The organism is Arthrobacter sp. Soil736 (assembly GCF_001428005.1).
Classification (GTDB): Bacteria; Actinomycetota; Actinomycetes; order Actinomycetales; family Micrococcaceae; genus Arthrobacter.
The window spans coordinates 214968-233501 of sequence record NZ_LMSB01000023.1; the positions used below are offsets into that span (position 1 = coordinate 214968).

General features: G+C 67.0%; 18 protein-coding genes and 1 riboswitch. Of the genes, 11 read left to right on the top strand and 7 right to left on the bottom strand.

From position 1 onward, the window contains the following. The first annotated feature begins 28 nt into the window (after positions 1 to 28). From ASG92_RS14315 to ASG92_RS14330, 4 genes are all read left to right on the top strand, one after another. The gene (locus ASG92_RS14315) at positions 29 to 1225 is read left to right on the top strand and encodes a glycine C-acetyltransferase (RefSeq protein ID WP_056629442.1); all 1197 of its coding nucleotides are present in this window, start codon (positions 29 to 31) and stop codon (positions 1223 to 1225) included. A gap of 37 nt (positions 1226 to 1262) precedes the next feature. After that, on the top strand, positions 1263 to 2375 hold the full coding sequence (locus tag ASG92_RS14320) for an FAD-dependent oxidoreductase (protein WP_056629445.1): 1113 nt from the start codon (positions 1263 to 1265) through the stop codon (positions 2373 to 2375). 11 nt (positions 2376 to 2386) lie between these two features. Further along, a complete protein-coding gene (hutI, locus tag ASG92_RS14325; protein ID WP_056629447.1) occupies positions 2387 to 3598 on the top strand; it encodes an imidazolonepropionase in 1212 nt (403 codons plus the stop codon). Between the two features lie 113 nt (positions 3599 to 3711). After that, positions 3712 to 4521 carry a DeoR/GlpR family DNA-binding transcription regulator gene (locus tag ASG92_RS14330; RefSeq protein ID WP_056629451.1) on the top strand — a complete coding sequence of 270 codons (810 nt, stop codon included), beginning with the start codon at positions 3712 to 3714 and terminating at the stop codon, positions 4519 to 4521. 41 nt (positions 4522 to 4562) lie between these two features. On the opposite strand, the gene ASG92_RS14335 is transcribed toward ASG92_RS14330, so the two are convergent. Then, the gene (locus tag ASG92_RS14335; protein ID WP_056629452.1) at positions 4563 to 5243 is read right to left on the bottom strand and encodes a histidine phosphatase family protein; all 681 of its coding nucleotides are present in this window, start codon (positions 5241 to 5243) and stop codon (positions 4563 to 4565) included. An 82-nt stretch (positions 5244 to 5325) separates the two neighbouring features. Here ASG92_RS14335 and ASG92_RS14340 point away from each other — a divergent pair, with 82 nt between their 5' ends. Then, complete coding sequence (locus tag ASG92_RS14340; protein WP_056629454.1) at positions 5326 to 6105, top strand: CPBP family intramembrane glutamic endopeptidase; 780 nt, start codon at positions 5326 to 5328, stop codon at positions 6103 to 6105. Between the two features lie 130 nt (positions 6106 to 6235). On the opposite strand, the gene ASG92_RS14345 is transcribed toward ASG92_RS14340, so the two are convergent. Beyond that, positions 6236 to 6874, bottom strand: coding sequence for a VOC family protein (locus tag ASG92_RS14345; RefSeq protein ID WP_056629455.1), 639 nt, complete (start codon positions 6872 to 6874; stop codon positions 6236 to 6238). 276 nt (positions 6875 to 7150) lie between these two features. Then, a riboswitch (SAM riboswitch) is annotated at positions 7151 to 7266 on the top strand. Between the two features lie 12 nt (positions 7267 to 7278). Here ASG92_RS14345 and ASG92_RS14350 point away from each other — a divergent pair. From ASG92_RS14350 to ASG92_RS14360, 3 genes are all read left to right on the top strand, one after another. Beyond that, the gene (locus ASG92_RS14350; RefSeq protein ID WP_200951973.1) at positions 7279 to 8391 is read left to right on the top strand and encodes a homoserine O-acetyltransferase; all 1113 of its coding nucleotides are present in this window, start codon (positions 7279 to 7281) and stop codon (positions 8389 to 8391) included. A gap of 194 nt (positions 8392 to 8585) precedes the next feature. After that, the gene (locus ASG92_RS14355) at positions 8586 to 9968 is read left to right on the top strand and encodes an MFS transporter (protein ID WP_056629457.1); all 1383 of its coding nucleotides are present in this window, start codon (positions 8586 to 8588) and stop codon (positions 9966 to 9968) included. Between the two features lie 12 nt (positions 9969 to 9980). Next, positions 9981 to 11099 (top strand): zinc-dependent alcohol dehydrogenase family protein, encoded by a 1119-nt coding sequence (locus ASG92_RS14360; protein ID WP_056629459.1) that lies wholly within the window; start codon positions 9981 to 9983, stop codon positions 11097 to 11099. Positions 11100 to 11141: 42 nt separating this feature from the next. Here the strand turns inward: ASG92_RS14360 and ASG92_RS14365 are convergent, their stop codons facing one another. Next, positions 11142 to 12044 (bottom strand): LysR family transcriptional regulator, encoded by a 903-nt coding sequence (locus tag ASG92_RS14365; RefSeq protein WP_200951979.1) that lies wholly within the window; start codon positions 12042 to 12044, stop codon positions 11142 to 11144. A gap of 146 nt (positions 12045 to 12190) precedes the next feature. On the opposite strand from ASG92_RS14365, the gene mmsB reads away from it, so the two are divergent. Together mmsB and ASG92_RS14375 are read left to right on the top strand one after the other, a co-directional pair. Then, positions 12191 to 13093 carry a 3-hydroxyisobutyrate dehydrogenase gene (mmsB, locus tag ASG92_RS14370; RefSeq protein ID WP_056629463.1) on the top strand — a complete coding sequence of 301 codons (903 nt, stop codon included), beginning with the start codon at positions 12191 to 12193 and terminating at the stop codon, positions 13091 to 13093. A gap of 119 nt (positions 13094 to 13212) precedes the next feature. Beyond that, positions 13213 to 14697: a CoA-acylating methylmalonate-semialdehyde dehydrogenase gene (locus ASG92_RS14375; RefSeq protein WP_056629465.1), complete on the top strand. Its 1485-nt coding sequence runs from the start codon at positions 13213 to 13215 to the stop codon at positions 14695 to 14697. Between the two features lie 154 nt (positions 14698 to 14851). Here the strand turns inward: ASG92_RS14375 and ASG92_RS14380 are convergent, their stop codons facing one another. Genes ASG92_RS14380 through ASG92_RS14390 form a run of 3 tightly spaced genes read right to left on the bottom strand, consistent with a single transcriptional unit; the run spans position 14852 to position 17480 of the window. After that, on the bottom strand, positions 14852 to 15391 hold the full coding sequence (locus ASG92_RS14380; protein ID WP_056629468.1) for a hypothetical protein: 540 nt from the start codon (positions 15389 to 15391) through the stop codon (positions 14852 to 14854). A 55-nt stretch (positions 15392 to 15446) separates the two neighbouring features. After that, a complete protein-coding gene (locus tag ASG92_RS14385; RefSeq protein WP_056629469.1) occupies positions 15447 to 16595 on the bottom strand; it encodes a winged helix DNA-binding domain-containing protein in 1149 nt (382 codons plus the stop codon). A 33-nt stretch (positions 16596 to 16628) separates the two neighbouring features. Beyond that, a complete protein-coding gene (locus ASG92_RS14390) occupies positions 16629 to 17480 on the bottom strand; it encodes an SGNH/GDSL hydrolase family protein (protein WP_157372226.1) in 852 nt (283 codons plus the stop codon). Positions 17481 to 17574: 94 nt separating this feature from the next. On the opposite strand from ASG92_RS14390, the gene ASG92_RS14395 reads away from it, so the two are divergent. Next, the gene (locus tag ASG92_RS14395; RefSeq protein WP_056629473.1) at positions 17575 to 18225 is read left to right on the top strand and encodes an alpha/beta fold hydrolase; all 651 of its coding nucleotides are present in this window, start codon (positions 17575 to 17577) and stop codon (positions 18223 to 18225) included. A 54-nt stretch (positions 18226 to 18279) separates the two neighbouring features. Here the strand turns inward: ASG92_RS14395 and ASG92_RS14400 are convergent, their stop codons facing one another. Next, positions 18280 to 18513, bottom strand: coding sequence for an RNA-binding S4 domain-containing protein (locus ASG92_RS14400; RefSeq protein ID WP_056629475.1), 234 nt, complete (start codon positions 18511 to 18513; stop codon positions 18280 to 18282). Positions 18514 to 18534 lie beyond the last annotated feature (21 nt).

Consider the following 18534-nt stretch of genomic DNA (forward strand, 5'->3'; position numbering starts at 1 on the left):
CAAGACTTTCCCAGCCGAGGAGCCCCCCATGTATTCAGCCATCAAGGACCAGCTGCGCAGCGAACTGGACGAGATCCGCGCCGCCGGACTCTACAAGACCGAGCGCCACATCGACTCGCCCCAGGCAAGCCACATCACCGCCGGCCAGATCGGGCAGTCCGGCCAGGCCGTCCTGAACTTCTGCGCCAACAACTACCTGGGCCTGGCCGACCACCCGGACATCATCGCCGCGGCCAAGTCCGCCATGGATGAGCGCGGCTTCGGCATGGCCAGCGTCCGGTTCATCTGCGGCACGCAGGACCTGCACCTGGAGCTCGAGGCCCGGGTGTCCAAGTTCCTCGGCACGGAGGACACCATCCTGTTCTCCAGCTGCTTCGACGCCAACGGCGGCGTGTTCGAGTCCCTGTTCGGCCCGGAGGACGCCGTCATCTCCGATGCGCTGAACCACGCCTCGATCATCGACGGCATCCGGCTCTGCAAGGCCCAGCGGTTCCGCTACGCCAACCAGGACATGGCCGACCTCGAGGCGAAACTCCTCGAGGCAAAGGATGCCCGGCGCAAGATCATCGTCACGGACGGCGTCTTTTCCATGGACGGCTACCTGGCCCCGCTGGAGGCCATCTGCGACCTCGCCGAAAAGCACGACGCCCTGGTGATGGTGGATGACTCCCACGCCGTGGGCTTCATGGGCGCCACCGGCGCCGGAACCCCGGAACACGCCGGCGTGTCCCACCGCGTGGACATCTACACCGGAACGTTCGGCAAGGCCCTTGGCGGGGCTTCCGGCGGCTACGTTTCGGGCCGCAGCGAGGTGGTGGCCATGCTCCGGCAGAAGGCCCGCCCCTACCTCTTCTCCAACTCCCTCGCGCCGGCCATCGTGGCGGCAACCATCAAGGCCCTGGACCTCGTGGAGACCTCCGGAGAGCTGAGGGCGCGGCTGTTCGAGAACGCCGAACTGTTCCGCCGCCGGATGACCGAGGAAGGGTTCGAACTGCTCGACGGCGAACACGCGATCGTTCCGGTGATGTTCGGTGACGCCGTCCTGGCCGCGAAGATCGCCGACCAGATGCTCCAGCACGGAGTCTTCGTCACGGCCTTCAGCTTCCCGGTGGTGCCGCGGGGCGCCGCCCGGATCCGCGTGCAGCTGTCCGCGGCGCACAGCGCCGACGACGTCGAAACGTGCGTCCAGGCGTTCGTCAAGAGCCGGAACGCGGTGGCCGGCTAGCCGCTCGCAGCCACAGCACATCTGCAAGGATGGAGCCATGGCAGCAACTTATGACGTGGTGATTGTCGGCGGGGGGATCGCCGGCCTGTCCCTGGCCTCCGCGCTGGCCGGCCGATGCAGGGTGGCGCTGGTGGAGGCGGAACAGCAGCTGGCGTACCACACGTCCGGACGCTCGGCCCGGCAGCTCATCCCCAGCTTCGGCCCGCCGGTGGTCCAGGAGCTCACCATCCGCACGCTTGAGCTGATGGCGGCCAGGGATGCCGAACTGCCTGAACCCGTGCTGACCCCGCGGAGCTTCATGCTGATCGGCGACGAGGAAACCGTACGGGCGGAAGCCAGCGGCCACATGCGGACCATCAGCCACGCGGAGGCCCTCGCGCTGTGCCCCGTCCTGGAACCGGGAGCCTTCTCCGCTGCCGGCCTGGACACGGGTTCCTTCGGCTGCAACGCGCCGGTCCTGCTCGAAGACCACCGGGTGCGGGCCGAGGCCGCGGGCGTGGACATCATCACCGGCGCCCGGGTCCATTCGGCGCAGCGGCTCGGGACGGGCTGGCAGGTGGGCGCGGGGCAGGAAGCTTTCCAGGCCGGCGTCGTAGTCAATGCCGCCGGCGCCTGGGCGGACGAACTGGCAGTCATCAGCGGCGTCGAGAAGCTCGGGCTGCAGCCGTACCGGCGGACGGCGGCGATTGTCGCCGTCGAACATTCCCTTCCTGACGCGTGCCCCATGGTGGCTGCCGCTGATGACTCCTTCTACTTCCGCAGCGACGGGGCCGACGTGCTGATTTCTCCGTCGGAACACGTCCCCAGCGGGGCGGGAGATGCGCGCCCGTTCCCCGGCGACGTGGAGCGGCTGATCGCCAGGCTCAACACCGTGACTTCGCTCGGCATCGGCGCGGTCCGCTCGGCCTGGACCGGCCTGCGCACCGAAGCCGCCGACGGCGTCCCCGTCGTGGGGTTCGACGCCGAGGCCCCCGGATTCTTCTGGCTCGCCGGCCAGGGCGGTTACGGTTTCCAGACGTCCTCCGGGATCGCCGAGCTCGCGGCCGCCCAAATCCTCGCCGGGTCCCAAAATCCGCCTGCGGAGGGGATCAGTCCGGAATCCCGGACAGCGGAAGCGCTTGCCGCGACGCGCTGGTCCATCCGGCGCTGAAGAATGGGTTCATGACTACCCTCATCACCAACCTCGGCGAACTCATGACACAGGACAACGAGCACCGGGTCCTTCGGGATGCCGCGGTGGTGGTCGACGGCGAGCGGATCGCATGGATCGGTGCGGCGTCCGATGCCCCCGCAGCGGACGAGTCGGTGGACGCCGGCGGCCGGGCACTGCTCCCCGGCTGGGTGGATTCGCACACCCACCTGATTTTTGCCGGTGATCGGACGGCGGAGTTTGAAGCCAGGATGGCAGGGGAGACGTACAGTGCCGGCGGCATTGCCGTCACCACCGGCGCCACCCGGAGCACCGGGGACTACGACCTCACCCGGCTCGCGATGGGCCGCGTGGCGGAGGCGGTCTCGCAGGGCACCACGTACGTGGAGACCAAGACCGGGTACGGCCTGGACGTGGAGCAGGAGGCGAGGAGCGCGCGGATCGCCGCCGGCGTGGCCGATGAGGTCACCTACCTCGGCGCGCACCTGGTCCCTGCGGGAATGGACGCCGACGACTACACGGCCCTCGTGTGCGGCCCGATGCTGAATGCCGTGCGCCCCTATGTGGCGTGGGCCGACGTGTTCTGCGAGCGCGGCGCCTTTTCCGAGGAGCAGTCCCGCCAGGTGCTGCAGGCCTGCCGCGATGCCGGGCTGGGCCTGCGCGTCCACGGCAACCAGCTGGGCCATGGGCCCGGCGTGCAGCTCGCCGTCGAGTTCGGCGCCGCGAGCGTGGACCACGTGAACTACCTGGCCGGGCAGGACGTCGACGCGCTGGCCGGCAGCTGGTCCGGCTGGGATCCCGCAACGGGCTCGGACCGGCGGGGAACGGTGGCCACCTGCCTCCCCGCGTGCGATCTCTCCACCCGCCAGCCGCTGGCACCGGCGCGCCAGCTCCTGGACGCCGGCGTGCCCGTTGCGCTCGCCTCCAACTGCAACCCCGGAACGTCGTACACCAGCTCCATGGCGTTCTGCGTCACCACCGCCGTGCTGCAGATGAGGCTGAGCGTCCACGAGGCCGTCCGCGCGGCGACGTACGGCGGCGCCCTGGCGCTCGGGCGTGAGTCCGGGAACGACGTCGACGGCGAACGGGCGGTGGGGTCGATCGCCGTCGGGCACCGCGCGGACCTGCACCTGCTGAATGCGCCGTCGGCCACGCATCTGGCCTACCGCCCGGGGATGCCGCTGACACATGCCGTGTGGCGTGCCGGAGAGCGGGTACGGTAGGAGCCCGGCTGAGCCGAAAGCCGCCTAGCAGATGACGGAAGATGATCATTTGGCATCTGTTAGAATCAACAAACGTCACTTTCCGGTGGCGCCTGGTTCCCTGAGAGGCTAGCATGACCCGCACCGACCGATTGACGGCAATCCTGGATCTCCTTGCCGAAACCGGGCAGGTGGAGGTCGATGAAATCGTCTCGCGGCTCGGCGTCTCGCCGGCCACGGCCCGGCGTGACCTCGACAGCCTTGCGAAGCGGAGGCTGCTGAGCCGGACGCGCGGCGGGGCCACCACCGGCGCCCTGGCGTACGACCTTCCCGGCCGGTACAACCGGGACGACCACGCCGCAGCCAAGCAGCAGATTGCCCTGGCGGCCTCGGCCCTCATCGCTCCCGGCATGGTGATCGGACTCTGCGGGGGCACCACCAGCACCGCGCTGGCCCAGATCCTGGCAACCCGGGAGGACCTCAACTCGCCGTCCAACCAGCCGACGCTGACGGTGGTCACCAACGCGATCAACATCGCTTCGCAGCTGGCCGTGCGGCCCAACATCAAGGTCATGGTGACCGGCGGCATCCTCAACCCGCGCTCCTACGAGCTCGTGGGGCCGTACACGGACATCATCATGCAGAAGGTGGTGCTGGACATCGCGTTCATCGGCGTCAACGGCATTGATGCCGAGGTGGGCCCCACCAACACCGGCGAAGGCGAGGCCTCCGTCAATGCGCTGCTGGCCAGCCGCGCCAGCGAGTCCTACGTCATCGCGGATTCCTCCAAGGTGGGCCGCCGGGCCTTCGCCACCATGGACGGCTACGAGTTCACCCGGCTGATTACCGATTCCGGCATTTCCGCGGCGGACAAGGCGGCCTTCGAGGCCAGGGGCACCGAAGTGATCGTGGCGCCCGAGACGCCCCGGGCCCGGGCGCTCTGAAATAGGTCGCTCTGACCCGGTTCGCTAGAAGACCAAGTTCGCTAGAAGACCACGGGCGGGGCGTCGAGCACCGTCTCGTCCACCCGGCGCTCAACCCACTGGGTGAAGGGTTGGTCCAGTTCGTATTTGCCCAGCTCAGTGCGGACCAGCATGCGGACCTCCGCGTTCTCCGGGTTGTTCAGCGACTCGAAGTATTCAACGGACCAGTGGAACCACCGCATGCAGAACAGGCGCATGGTCAGGCCGTGCGTTACCAGCAGGGTGTTGGGGGAGTAGTTGGGCTTTGACCAGTGGCGGTAGAGCGTCTCCATGAACGACGAAATGCGGTCATAGACGTCCGAGCCGGATTCGCCCTCCCGGAAACGGTAGAAGAAGTGCCCGTAGGCGTTGCGCAGCTCCTTCTGGTCTTCAATGTCGCCGGAGATCTGGAAGTTGGCCCAGTCCTGCTCGCGGAGGCGGGGCTCTTCGATCACCCGTTCCGTGAGGGAGCCCAGGTTCAGCGCCTCAAGGGTCTGGTACGCCCGCAGGTACGGCGAGACGTAGACGGACACCTCGCGGCCGTCCAGTTCGCGCCGGATGCGCTCGCCTGCCGCCTTGGCCTGTTCGAAGCCCAGGTCCGTCAGCGGGATCCGGTAGTCGGGCACCCTGTTGTAAATGGAGGTGTCGGCATTGGCGGCGGACTGGCCGTGCCGGATCATGATGATTTTCCCGGGCGCACTCATAGTTCCCCAGCATAGGGCCCCGGCACAGGGCCGGGCCGGACCCAAACAGGAAAGTACCAGCAACTGCAGGCAAGATAGGAACATGTTGGTTCCTTCCCGCCGTCGCCTGCGGATCGAAGTCTGGATAGTCCTGGGGCTGTCACTGGGGCAGTCGGCCGTGTACTCGGTGGTCCAGTTGCTGGACAAGATGAGGCGCGCCCCGCTTGCCCAGGGCACGTCCACGCTGAACCGTTCGCAAAGCACGCGCGAATATTTCGACCTGACGTACCAGTTGCTGGACATCATCTTTGCCCTCGTGCCGGTCCTGCTCGTCATCTACTTCATGACGGAGCACCGCCAGACGAAAGCCGGGGCAGGCTATGACACCGGCTCGGCCTTCCAAAAGCTCGGCTTCAACTTTGCCCGCCCGGGAAGGGACCTGCTGCAGGGCCTAGGCCTGGCCGCCCTGATCGGCGTCCCCTCGCTGGGACTCTACGCTGCCGGACGGGCGCTGGGCATTACGACGGAGATAATCCCCAGCGCACTGGACGCCTACTGGTGGACCATCCCCGTCTTGATCCTCTCCGCCATGCGCCACGCCATCGTGGAGGAAGTCATTGTAGTGGGCTACCTCCTGGACCGCTTCGGCAAGTTCGGCTGGTCCACGCCGCTGGCCATCTTTGCCAGCTCCATGCTCCGCGGCAGCTACCACCTATACCAGGGGTTCGGGCCGTTCATCGGAAACGCCGTCATGGGCGTGGTGTTTGCCTGGATCTACACCAAAACCCGCCGGGTGATGCCGCTCGTCATTGCCCATGCGCTGCTGGACATCGTGGCGTTCGTAGGATTCAGCCTCTTCGGCAAGGCCGTGGGCTTGGGATAAAAGAATTCGGCCGCCATCGGTGGGTGACGTCGTTGGCACCCGCTGATGGCGGCCGAAGTTTTGGTGGCAGCGCGCTGCCGAACCCGGCTTCGTTGCCGGGTAGGGCTTGCTGCCGGAGGTGAAGGGCGCGTCAGATGGTGACGGCGCCCGCTGCGGTTTCAAACGTGACGGACAGGATGCCCGGGGTTCCGTGCGGGGCCACCCAATTGACGGCGACATCCTCCAGGGGCTTCTCGACAGGCTCGCCGAGCCACTCGGTGACCCGTTCGGCGGATCCCGCGATGGTGAGGCTGGACATCTTGACATTGCTGTCATAGGCATTGGACGGGTGAAGGGAAGGGTCGCCCTCCCACTTCAGCATGTACGGAACCTGCGGATCGGCGATGAGTCCGAGGATGCCGATCTGCTTCCATACCAGCTCGCGGCCGTCCGGGAACTTGCGGTTGCCGTTGACGGCGGCCCGGCCCAGGCGCTCCTCGAACGGGGCGAGGTCGTCCACTTCGACGCACCAGCCCATCCAGCCGCCGCCGGCAGCGGACCGGGCGCGGACAGCCTGCCCGAACGGGGCCTTGTCCGACGCCGGGTGGTCCAGCACTTCCACAACTTCCAAATACTTGTGTCCCGCGAGCGGGATAATCATGTTCCGGGTTCCAAACCGGGGATGCACTCCACCCTTGACGGCTTCGACGCCGAGGGCAGAGGAAATACGTTCGGTGGTGGCAGCCAGGCCATCGTGTTCACAGGCGTAAGAGACGTGATCCATGCGCATGCCATCATCTTGGCATTTTGTGACCGGGCTCTCAGCTAAGGCCACCCTAACCGTCATGGGATGTCCGGTTTCTGACGAAGTTCGTCATAATGCCGGGCGCGTGCAGGGGCTGTTTCTGCCTCGAGCACATCGATGACATTCTGGCCGATCTCGACGCCGGCTTCCGCGCCGCCAAGGGCGTCTAAGTTGTGTGATTCCCGGCCGTGGCGCGGCCGGGAGTCACACAACCGTCACAATCTTTCCGTGGGCGGCGCCGTGTTTCGTAAACTTGGCCTAGGTCATGAGTGCCAGCAACAGCCCCGGCTTGCTGGCCGGCAACCCTCCTTTCGCGGCGGGGTGCCCCGGGTGAAGACCTGGCCTGCCGGTCAGTTGTCGGCGGGCAAGCGCGTAGAAGAGGTTTACCTATGACGATTTCCGTCACCCGCACAGAAGTCCCGGACGGAACTGTCCAGTACGTCAATATCGGCAGCCTTGAGCTTGAGGCCGGCGGGTTCCTTCCGGACGTGACCCTTGCCTATGAGACCTGGGGAACCCTGAACGAGGACGGCTCCAATGCCATCCTCGTCCAGCATGCCCTCACCGGGAGCACCCACGTCACACGGGGGAGCGGGAATGAAGAAGGCTGGTGGGAGCAGCTGGCCGGACCGGGTGCCCCGGCTGACACGGACCGGTTCTTTGTGGTTTCCATCAACATCGTCGGCGGCTGCTACGGATCCACGGGACCGTCGTCGGCTGCGCCGGACGGCAGGCCGTGGGGGTCGCGCTTCCCGCTCGTGACGCTGCGGGACTCCACCGCCGCCGAGGCACGCCTCGCGGACCAGCTGGGCATCAGCAGCTGGTTCGCGGTGCTGGGCGGATCCATGGGCGGGGCCCGGGCGCTCGAGTGGGCCGTCACCTACCCGGAGCGCGTGCGCCGCTGCGGCGTCATTGCGGTCGGCGCCAGCAGCACCGCCGAACAGATCGCCTTCGCCCAGGCGCAGACGCTTGCCATCAGGCAGGACCCCAACTTCAACGGCGGGGACTACTACGGCGGCCCGCTGCCCGAAGACGGGCTGGCATTGGCCCGGCGGATCGCACACATCACGTACCGTTCCGCTTACGAATTCGATTTCAGGTTCGGCAGGAACGCCCAGGCATCCGAAACTCCGCTCGAGGCGGAATCCCTGGGGGTCCGCGGCCGGTACCAGGTGGAAAGCTACCTGGACCACCAGGGGAGCAAGCTCGTGCGGCGTTTTGATGCCAACAGCTATATCGCCATCACCGAAACACTGATGAGCCACGACATCTGCCGCGGACGGGGGACCCTGAAGGAAGCGCTTTCCAGGACCACCGCCGATTTCTTCGTTGCCGCCGTGGACACGGACCGGCTGTACTTCCCGGCCCAGTCCCACGAGCTCGCCGAAGCGCTGCCCGGCGACGTCGATGTCCATCTGATCGAGGCGCCCATCGGCCACGACGGCTTCCTCACGGACATTGGGCAGCTTAACGCCCAGCTCAGGGCCTACTTCCTGGCCTAGGCGCCGCTGCGCACAGCGGCGCCTGCCGCCGCCGGAATGTGCATTTATGCAGATGCGTTCTGCACTTTTTGGCGTTGAGCTTGCACCAATGGCAGACCATACTCGTTGGAACCGGCGCTTCGTGGTGCACATCACACACGTACGCCACTGACTGGTCCCATGGGCGTCGAAGAAGACCCCGAAGGAGTTCACTAATGAGTACGGATAACTCCGCCGCAAGGCGCGTAGAGGAAACCGATGTCAAGGCATCTGGCCTGAAAAAAGTCGTCACGGCCTCCATGGCCGGCACCGTGGTTGAGTGGTACGAGTTCTTCCTCTACGCCTCGGCAGCCACCCTGGTGTTCGGCAAGATGTTCTTCCCCAATTCCGGCACGGAGCTGGACGGCATCATTGCCGCGTTCGTCACGTACGCCGTCGGCTTCGTGGCGCGCCCGATCGGCGGCATCGTCTTTGGCCACTTCGGCGACAAGTTCGGCCGCAAGCAGCTCCTGCAGCTCAGCATCGTCCTGGTGGGTGTCGCCACCTTCCTGATGGGCTGCCTGCCGACCTTCGCGCAGATCGGCTACTGGGCACCGGCCCTGCTGGTCTTCCTGCGCTTCGTGCAGGGCTTCGCCGTCGGCGGTGAATGGGGCGGCGCCGTCCTGCTCGTGGCCGAACACAGCCCGAGCAAGTCGCGCGGGTTCTGGTCCAGCTGGCCGCAGTCCGCCGTCCCGATGGGCAACCTGCTCGCCACCGGCGTGCTGTTCACCCTGTCCTCCACGCTGTCGCAGGCCGACTTCCTCGGCTGGGGCTGGCGCGTGGCCTTCTGGCTGTCGGCCGTAATCGTCATCATCGGCTACTACATCCGCACCAAGGTCCAGGATGCCCCGATCTTCCTCGAAGCGCGCAAGGAAGTCACGGTCGAAAAGAAGGGCTACGGCGTCGCCGAGGTCTTCCGCCGGTACCCCCGGGGCGTCTTCACCGCCATGGGCCTGCGCTTCGCGGAGAACATCCTCTACTACCTCGTGGTGACCTTCTCCATCACCTACCTGAAGGTTGTGGTCCAGACCGACACGTCGCGGATCCTGCTGCTCCTGCTGGTGGCGCACTTCATCCACTTCTGCGCCGTGCCGATGGTCGGCAAGCTCTCCGACTCCCTTGGCCGCAAGCCGGTCTACATGGCAGGCGCCATCCTCGGCGGAACCTGGGGCTTCTTCGCCTTCCCGATGATGGACACCAAGAACGACATGATCATCCTCGCCGCGATCACCATCGGGCTGCTGTTCCACGCCCTGATGTACGCGGGACAGCCGTCGATCATGGCGGAAATGTTCCCCACCCGGATGCGCTACTCCGGCGTTTCCCTCGGGTACCAGGTGACGTCCATTGTTGCCGGTTCGCTGGCGCCGATCATCGCCACGGCGCTGCTGGGCAGCTTCAAGTCCTCCGTTCCGGTGGCCCTGTACCTGCTGGCAGCCTGCGTCGTGACCGCTGTCTCGGTGTACTTCCTCAAGGAAACCCGCGGCATCTCGCTCCACGACGTTGACGCCGCCGACGCCCAGGGCACCGCCGATCTCCTGGCGGCCGGCAGGAAGTAGGCAGGATTCCCCATGCGAGCAGCAGTCCTCTATTCCACCGTCCCGTCCGGAACCAGCTACACCGAGGCGCAGCCCCTCGTGGTGCAGGACCTGGACCGGCCGGAGCCCCGCGCCGGCGAGCTGGGCATCGACATCACCTACTCCAGCCTGTGCCACTCGGACCTCTCCGTGGTGGACGGCTCCCGGGTCCGGCCCCTCCCCATGGCGCTGGGGCATGAGGCCGTGGGGCGGGTCGCGGCCGTGGGGGAGGGCGTTGCCGACATCTCCGTCGGCGACCACGTGGTGCTGGTCTTCGTGCCGAGCTGCGGTGACTGCCGGGCATGTAAGGCCGGCCGCCCCGCCCTCTGCCACCGGGCCGCGGAAGTCAACGGTTCCGGCGACCTCCTGCACGGTGAGGCATTGCTGCGGACGCCGTCCGGCGAGCGGATCAACCACCACCTGGGCGTATCGGCGTTCGCCGATTACGCCGTCGTGGCACGGGAGTCCGTGGTGGCCATTGACGACGACGTCCCCGACACCGTGGCGGCGATGTTCGGCTGCGCCGTGCTCACCGGCATGGGGGCCGTCCTCAACACTGCAGCGGTCGACGCCGGCCAGTCGGTTGCCGTCTTCGGGCTGGGTGCCGTGGGGCTCTCCGCCGTCATGGCGGCGTCGCTCGCCGGGGCTTCGGCCGTGATCGCCATCGACCCCAACACCAGCAAGCACCAGCTGGCCCTCGACTGCGGCGCGACGGCGGTGGGCACCCCGGATGATGCCGCCGGGCTGATAGCGGCGGCCACCGGAGACGGCGTGGACGTTGCCATCGAGGCCGTGGGTTCCGCCGGTGTGATCGCATCGTGCCTGGAGCGGGTGACGAGGGGCGGAGCCGTGGTCTCGGTGGGCCTGCCGAACCCGTCCGCCGAGCTGACCGTCCCGGCGCTGCAGTTCGCGGGTGCGGGCAAGCGGCTGCTGGGCTCCTACATGGGCGACGCCGTTCCCGGGCGCGATATCCCGCTCTATCTGGGCTACTGGCGCGACGGCCGGCTGCCGGTCGAGCTCCTGCACACCGACACCAGGCCGCTGGCCGAAATCAACGAAGGGCTGGACGCCCTCGCCGCCGGGCAAGTGGTCCGGCGGCTGTTCCAGGCGTGACGCCGGCCCGCCGTCGTGCGCTGTTCAGCCCTCATGCACAGTTCAGCCGGCCAGCAGCTCCTGGCGCGAGCGCACTTCCTCCTTGAGCGATGCGATCACGGCCTGCACCGGGGCTGACCGCAGCGATTCGGGGCGGGCCACCGCCCAGATGGGCAGCTGGCGCTGGAAGTCATCGGGCAGGACAGGAACGAACTCCGGGGTCCCCGCGACCATGAAATTCGGCAGCAGGCCGATTCCCGCGCCCCGGCGCACCGCCTCCACCTGGGCGAATACGCTGGTGGCCTGGAAGCTGGATTTCGGCATCGGGAGCTGTGCGGACCACCGGTGGCCCAGCTCGGCCACCTGCAGGGCCGATTCGACGTAGGACACAAAGCAGTGCTGCCCCACGCCGTCGAGCGTTTCCGGGAGCCCGAACTCGCCGGCGTACGCCGGGCTGGCGTACAGCCGGAGGTAGTAGTTGCTCAGGAAGATGGTCTGGGCGTTGCTGACGTCGGTCCTTCCCACCACGATTTCGAGGTCCACGCCGGACCGGTTCTGGCTGACCTTCCGCGTGGCGCTGAGCATCTCCACATTCAGCAGAGGGTGCTGCCGCTGGAGGCGGACCAGGGCGGGCGTAACGAATTCGGACCCGAAGCCGTCCGACGTGCTGATCCGCACCAGGCCGGAGAGGGCATGCTGATCCTGCCTGATGAGGCCGGACAGCGATCCCAGGGTCTCCTCGATGGTTTCGGCGGCTGTCACGGCCGACGCCCCGAGCTGGGTCAGCTCCCAGCCGTGCGGGCTGCGTTCGAGGGTCCTGCCGCCGAGCTGTTTGTCGAGGGCGAGAATCCTGCGGGAGATGGTGGTGTGGGTGGTGCCCAGCGTCTCCGCCACCGCGTTGAACCGGCCCAGGCGGGCCACGGTCAGCAGGATCAGCAGGTCATCCGGGCTCGGAAGCCGCCGCAAGTCCACTCGCATGCCTTTCGCTCGTATGTGCATCAATGCACATACCGTCTGTGTTTTTTCCCCTTGATTGCACTGTAGCAGGGTGTGATGGTTGACACAGAACCTTCGGCCCCAGCGGCCGGACCCAAAGCAAAGGGGCTTGCGCCATGGCAGTAATCGGTTGGATCGGTCTGGGGAACATGGGTGGTTCCATGTCGGCAAACCTGGCAAAGGCCGGGCACGACGTGCGGGGCTTTGACCTCAACCCCGCAGCGGTCGCAGCCGCCGAGGCCGGCGGCGTGAAGCCGGTGGCGAGCATTGCGGAGGCCGTGGACGGCGCCGACGTCGTGTTCACCATGCTGCCCAAGGGCGAGCACGCCAAGGCCGTTTACCTGGGCGAGGACGGGGTCCTCGCCCACGCCAGCACCCGCACGCTGCTGGTGGACTCCTCCACGATCGACATCGCGTCCGCACAGGAACTGCACGACGCCGCCGCTGCCGCCGGCTTCCGGTTCGTCGACGCCCCCGTTTCGGGCGGCATGAGCGGTGCCAAGGCCGGGTCGCTCACCTTCATGGTGGGCGGCGAGGCGGAAGCCGTGGCCGACGCCACCGGCTACATCGAGCCCATGGCTTCCAACATCATCCCCACCGGCGGGGCAACCACCGGGCAGGCGGCCAAGATCTGCAACAACCTGATGCTCTTCATCAACCTGGCGTCCACGGCAGAAGGAGCGGTGCTGGCCGACCGCCTCGGCCTGGACAAGCAGGTCTTCTGGGACATCGCGTCCGTCTCCTCGGGCGACAGCTGGGCGCTGCGCACCTGGTACCCCGTTCCGGGGGTGGTTTCCACTGCCGCCTCGAACAACGATTTTGCTCCCACCTTCACCACCGAACTGGCCAACAAGGACATCGGCCTGGCCATCAGCGCCGCCGAGGACACCGGCACACCCCTGGAAATCGGCAAGCACGTCCAGCAGCTGTTCCAGCAGCTCATCGACGCCGGCGAGTCGGGCAAGGACTGCTCCATGATCATCAAGCTCGTCGACGGTTCGCTGGACCCCGCAAGGTAGCCACGCGCTCCCATTCACCCCACGCTCCCATTCACCCCACTCCCATTCAATCCGCGGTCAACGCCGCCCGCCCGCGTCCGGAACAGCCTGTTGCCGGACCCGCAAGAAAAGAGACATCAATGGAAACCATTCCGCACTTCATCAACGGCAGCCGCGTCAGCGACGCCGACCGTTTCGGCCCCGTCTTCAACCCCGCAACAGGCGACCAGGAGAAGCAGGTCGCGCTTGCTTCAGCCGCCAGGGTCGAGGAGGCCATCTCAGCGGCCCGCGCGGCCCTGCCGGCCTGGCGGGCAACGAGCCTTGCCAAGCGCACGAACATCTTTTTCCGCGTCCGTGAAATCCTGACGCAGCGCAAATCCGAGCTCGCGGCCATCCTCACCAGCGAGCACGGCAAGGTCCTCTCCGACGCCGAAGGCGAGATCTCGCGCGGCCTCGAGAACATCGAGTTCGCCACCGGCCTTTCCCACATGCTCAAGGGCGAGCGGTCGGAACAGGTCTCCAGCGGCGTCGACGTGCACTCCGTCCGCCAGCCCGTTGGCGTGGTGGCGTGCATTACGCCGTTCAACTTCCCGGCCATGGTGCCGCTCTGGATGATCGGCAGCGCGCTGGCCTGCGGCAACACCGTGCTGCTGAAGCCGAGCGAGAAGGACCCGTCCTCGGCGGTGTTCATCGCCGAGGTCTTCGCCGAGGCGGGATTGCCGGCGGGCGTGCTGAACGTGGTCCAGGGCGACAAGGAGGCTGTGGACGTCCTGCTGGAACACCCTGACGTGAAGGCTGTCAGCTTCGTCGGGTCCACGCCGATCGCCCAGTCCATCTACAAGCGGGCAGCGGATCACGGCAAGCGCGTCCAGGCCCTCGGCGGCGCCAAGAACCACATGGTGGTCCTGCCGGACGCCGATCTGGACATGGCTGCGGACGCTGCGGTCTCCGCCGCCTACGGCTCGGCCGGTGAACGCTGCATGGCGGTCAGCGTGCTCGTCGCCGTCGGCAACATCGCCGACGACCTTGTGTCGGCAATCAGCAGCCGCATGGCGACGCTGAAGATCGGCCCCGGCACAGACTCGTCCTCGCAGATGGGGCCGCTGATCACCGCGGAACACCGCGACAAGGTTGCGTCCTACGTGGCCGGCGCCGAAGACGAAGGCGCCACCGTCGTCGTCGACGGCCGGTCACAGCAGTTCGACTCGAACGGCTTTTTCATCGGCGTCAGCCTGGTGGACCACGTCAAGCCCGGCATGAAGGTCTATGACGATGAAATCTTCGGCCCCGTCCTGTCGGTGGTGCGCGTTGACACGTACAACGACGCCGTCCGGCTGGTCAACGACAACGAGTTCGGCAACGGTGTTGCCATCTTCACCCGCGACGGCGGCGCCGCGCGGCAGTTCGAGTTCGACGTCGAGGTCGGGATGGTGGGCGTCAACGTGCCGATCCCGGTGCCGGTGGGCACCTTCTCCTTCGGCGGCTGGAAGAACTCCCTGTTCGGCGACACCCACATGTACGGACCGGACAGCATCCGTTTCTACACGCGGGGCAAGGTCGTAACCACCCGCTGGCCGGATCCGTCCACGTCCGTCATTGACCTCGGGTTCCCGCAGGTCGACTGAGCCTCAGGCCGACCAAACACCGGGCCTGCTGTAAGACAGCCCGTGTCCCCGCCGCCAAAAGCGGTGGGACACGGGCTGTTGCAGTTCTTGCCGCGGATTTGCTTCCGGGCGAACCCTCCATCAAATCGCGAGCCGCTTCGGGCGGGTGCCGTGCCTAGCCGTTGGTGATGTCGTTGCGGCGGGTCATGTACTCCTCCATGGAGATTTCCCCGTTGCTGTACTGCTGGTCGAGTTCGGCCAGTTTCCGTGCGCGGAAACCCTGCGGGGCCGACGGCAGCGGGGGAGCCGAGGGGGCAACGCCCCCCTGCTGAGACCCGGGCTGCTGCGACTGCTGCGGGTTGGCGCGGTACTCCGGGCTGTCGTCGTAGGGCACGGGTCCCTGCTGTCCTGAGGGATTGACACCAGTGCCCGGGGACCCCGGGTAGGGCGGGTATGCGTAAGGCTGGTCCAGCGGGGGAAGCTCCTGCCGGCCGCCCGGCGGAAGTCCAAAGCCACCGCTGAGGTAGTCCTGCTGGGTGTAGCCGTCCCGGGGCCCGTTGTCCCGCCGCCCCGGATTAGGGCCACCGAACCGGCCATCAAATTGTCCGGGGAAGCCCTGCCCCTGGTCTCGCCGTTGTACGGACCGCCGGTACATCCGCATCCCCACGGGAATCAGGAACGACAGAATGATGATCCAGAAAAACAGATTGTTCACAGTGGGGGGCCTCTCATGAGTGTTATTCCAGCTTAGTCCTCCCCGGATCACCTGTTCAGGAGCGGTCTGCGGACCCAAGGGCAGTCGGAACGCCAAGAAAATCCCCGTACCGCGCCACGCTCCGGTCGAGTGCCTGGTCCATCGCCTCATCGGATCCGGAGAACGCCGCGGACAGGCGGACGTCGAGCTGGCAGCGCGGCCCGGTGGATCCTGTCCGTACCAGCCAATGCCGCCACGAACCCGCCATGCGTCCATTCAGAAGAACCACGTGCATGGGAGCGTCGTGGAGCGGAAATGTTGGCGCCGTTCCGCCGAAGTAATGGCGGGAAACCGAGTACCCCATGATGTATTCGTCGTAGCACTGGACCAGATCTATCCGCGGCGATGGACGGCCAGGCAATTGATCATCGGGAGCTTGGAAATAGAAGGTGGCGCCGTCGATCGTTGATGTCTCCAGCGCCGCGGGGTCGGCTTCCAAACCCAGCGCCAACCCCAGCCGCACGTCGGCCATCGTCAGCCCGGACCAGTCGGCGCAGTCCCTTACCGTGGCAGGACCGCGGCTCCGGAAGTACCGCACTGCCAGCGCGGCCAGGGATTCCTCTTTGGACAGCGCGGGAACGCCGGATGGCATCGCCTGGGCGCGTTCGTCGAAGTCCGCGTAGGTCTGCCGGAGGGCGCCGCCGGCGCTGCGCACCGGGACTCCGCTCGCCAGGACGCCGCTGATTTCGGCATGCATGATCAGGTAGGCCAGGCCGAGCCCCCTGGCCGCAAACCCCGCACGCTGCAGTTCGGTTGCCAGCTGCTCCCGCGTCCGGTGTGCGCCGTCCGCCACCGCCGCAGCCAACACTGCGGCGCTCTTTGCCGCAACCTCGGAGTCGATCCCGGTCCTGCGGTAGGTCCCGGCATTGGCCTGGTGCAGGCGCGGCGCGGACAATACGCGCAGCCACGGCAGGTCATCCCGGTGCACAAAATGCCAGGTGGGCCGCAGGATGTGGGTCCGGAGGATCTTCCCGTCAGCGACTGCCTCCTCCACGTCGTCCGCGGTGGCGCCCTCAGTCCGCTGGGCCAGGGACCAGCGGGCATAGGGAAATTCCTGGGCCTGGACGGCGAGCAGGTTTTTCAGCGCGTCGTCAGCCGAGGCCGCCGCAGGAGCACGGAGCTGCTGGCTTCCCAGCCGGATCCGCACCACGTCATCCGGTTCCATCACCGCCGTCGCTCCTCACACCCAGCCCCGCTGCTACTGCCGGACCGCGTCCTCCGAGCCCACAGGGCCTTCGCCGGAACCCAGCGGGACTCCGGGACCGAACACCGGTCCCGGGGTGGGACGCTTCGGGGTGATGCCATCGCCGGAGGACCGGTGGCGGAGGCGCCGGACCACCCAGGGCACAAAGTACTCCCGTGCCCAGACGAGGTCCCCGGTGCGGGCCTCGCGCCAGCTGCGCGAGGGCAGCGGCTTGGGAGCCAGCGGCTCCAGGCTATGGGGGACGTTGAGGGACTCGAGCACCATCGCCGCAATGGTGTGGTGGCCCAGGGGCGAAAAGTGCAGGCGGTCCTCATCCCACATCTGCGGGTCCTTCAGCTGCCGGAGGGACCACATGTCGGCGATGATGGCGTCATGCCGGGCGGCGATGGTGCGAAGGTTCTCGTTGTAGATGGCCACTTTGCTGCGGATCCGGCCCAGCACGGACGAGCCGGTGTCGGGGCCGTTGAACAGGACCACCGTGGCGCCGCTTAACGTCAGGATCTGCACAACGGGGTCGAGCCGTTCGGCCAGGGCATCGGGGTCCCCTCCTGGGCGGATGAGGTCGTTGCCTCCGGCGGAGAGCGTCACGAGGTCCGGTTTGAGGGCCAGGCAAGGGGCCAGCTGCTGGTCGATGACCTGCTGGAGCAGCCGGCCCCGAACGGCCAGGTTGGCGTAGGCAAAGTCATCGCGGCCGCGTGCCAGTTCCTCCGCCACGCGGTCGGCCCACCCCCGGTGGCCGCCAGGGCTGCTCGGTTCGGGATCGCCGATTCCTTCGGTGAAGGAGTCTCCCATGGCGACATAGCGGCTCCACGGGTGGCGGCCGGGAGGCCCCTGGGGATTCTGCATCGATTCGGCTCCGCTCACCTTCACATCCTGCCTTGTCCCTGCCAAGCTACGCCACCGTAGGTTGTTACCGGCGGGTAACTGTAAGAATGGAGCCATGACTTTCGCCGACTCCTTTCCTGCCCCCGTCGTTCTGTGGTCCAAGCCCGAGGAGGCAAGGGCCGGCAAGCCCCTCCTCGTCCTGCTGCACGGCTACGGAGCGAACGAGCAGGACCTCCTCAGCCTGGCGGAAATGCTCCCGGAAGACTTCGCGGTGGCTTCCGTCCGCGCACCCATCGCCATGGGGCCGGGCTTTTCCTGGTTCCCGCTGACCGGCACAGCCGACTACTCCCTCGACGCGGTCAAGGCCGCGTCCGTTTACGTCCTCGACTGGCTCGACACCGTCAAGGAGAACCACCCGTCCGTCACGCTCCTGGGCTTCTCCATGGGGATGGCGATGGCCACCACCCTTCTGCGGCAGCGCCCCGCGGACTTCGCTGCCGTCGTCGGGCTTTCAGGCTTTGTGGTCAATGCAGGCGCCGACGGCGAGTTCCGCGACGCCGAGCTGGACGGCACCGTGCCCCTCTTCTGGGGCCGGGACCAGCAGGACCCGGTCATCACGCCGGACAAGATCGAGTACACGATGGGGTGGGTCCGGAACCACGTGAAGCTGACCAAGGTGCTCTACACAGGGATGTGGCACGGCATCAATGCCCAGGAGATCGGCCACGTGTCCGAGTTCCTCACCCACGAGGTGCTCAGCAAGTAGGCCTGCGCCGGCCACTGTGAGCCGGCGCAGCCCTCAACCCCCTTATGCGCTGCGTTATGCGGCGGGCGCGCTGACCCGGACGGTCCGTCCGTTGACGGTGACCGTGTCGCCGTCGTGCAGCTGCCGGCCGCGCCGGTCGTCGATCTCGCCGTTGACCTTGACCAGGCCGTTCTTGATGAGTTCTGCGGCCTCCACTCCGTCCTCCACGAGGTTGGCGAGCTTCAGGAGCTGGCCAAGACGGATCATGGCGTCGCGGATGGGGATCTCTTCGATTTCCTGGTTGCTCATACCAGTAATGATGCCTGACGT

Excerpts from the sequence above, each read along its gene's own strand:
- ASG92_RS14315 (WP_056629442.1), top strand. The coding sequence starts at position 29 with ATGTATTCAGCCATCAAGGACCAGCTGCGCAGCGAACTGGACGAGATC.
- ASG92_RS14320 (WP_056629445.1), top strand. The coding sequence starts at position 1,263 with ATGGCAGCAACTTATGACGTGGTGATTGTCGGCGGGGGGATCGCCGGC.
- hutI (WP_056629447.1), top strand. The coding sequence starts at position 2,387 with ATGACTACCCTCATCACCAACCTCGGCGAACTCATGACACAGGACAAC.
- ASG92_RS14330 (WP_056629451.1), top strand. The coding sequence starts at position 3,712 with ATGACCCGCACCGACCGATTGACGGCAATCCTGGATCTCCTTGCCGAA.
- ASG92_RS14335 (WP_056629452.1), bottom strand. The coding sequence starts at position 5,243 with ATGAGTGCGCCCGGGAAAATCATCATGATCCGGCACGGCCAGTCCGCC.
- ASG92_RS14340 (WP_056629454.1), top strand. The coding sequence starts at position 5,326 with ATGTTGGTTCCTTCCCGCCGTCGCCTGCGGATCGAAGTCTGGATAGTC.
- ASG92_RS14345 (WP_056629455.1), bottom strand. The coding sequence starts at position 6,874 with ATGCGCATGGATCACGTCTCTTACGCCTGTGAACACGATGGCCTGGCT.
- ASG92_RS14350 (WP_200951973.1), top strand. The coding sequence starts at position 7,279 with ATGACGATTTCCGTCACCCGCACAGAAGTCCCGGACGGAACTGTCCAG.
- ASG92_RS14355 (WP_056629457.1), top strand. The coding sequence starts at position 8,586 with ATGAGTACGGATAACTCCGCCGCAAGGCGCGTAGAGGAAACCGATGTC.
- ASG92_RS14360 (WP_056629459.1), top strand. The coding sequence starts at position 9,981 with ATGCGAGCAGCAGTCCTCTATTCCACCGTCCCGTCCGGAACCAGCTAC.
- mmsB (WP_056629463.1), top strand. The coding sequence starts at position 12,191 with ATGGCAGTAATCGGTTGGATCGGTCTGGGGAACATGGGTGGTTCCATG.
- ASG92_RS14375 (WP_056629465.1), top strand. The coding sequence starts at position 13,213 with ATGGAAACCATTCCGCACTTCATCAACGGCAGCCGCGTCAGCGACGCC.
- ASG92_RS14385 (WP_056629469.1), bottom strand. The coding sequence starts at position 16,595 with ATGGAACCGGATGACGTGGTGCGGATCCGGCTGGGAAGCCAGCAGCTC.
- ASG92_RS14390 (WP_157372226.1), bottom strand. The coding sequence starts at position 17,480 with ATGCAGAATCCCCAGGGGCCTCCCGGCCGCCACCCGTGGAGCCGCTAT.
- ASG92_RS14395 (WP_056629473.1), top strand. The coding sequence starts at position 17,575 with ATGACTTTCGCCGACTCCTTTCCTGCCCCCGTCGTTCTGTGGTCCAAG.
- ASG92_RS14400 (WP_056629475.1), bottom strand. The coding sequence starts at position 18,513 with ATGAGCAACCAGGAAATCGAAGAGATCCCCATCCGCGACGCCATGATC.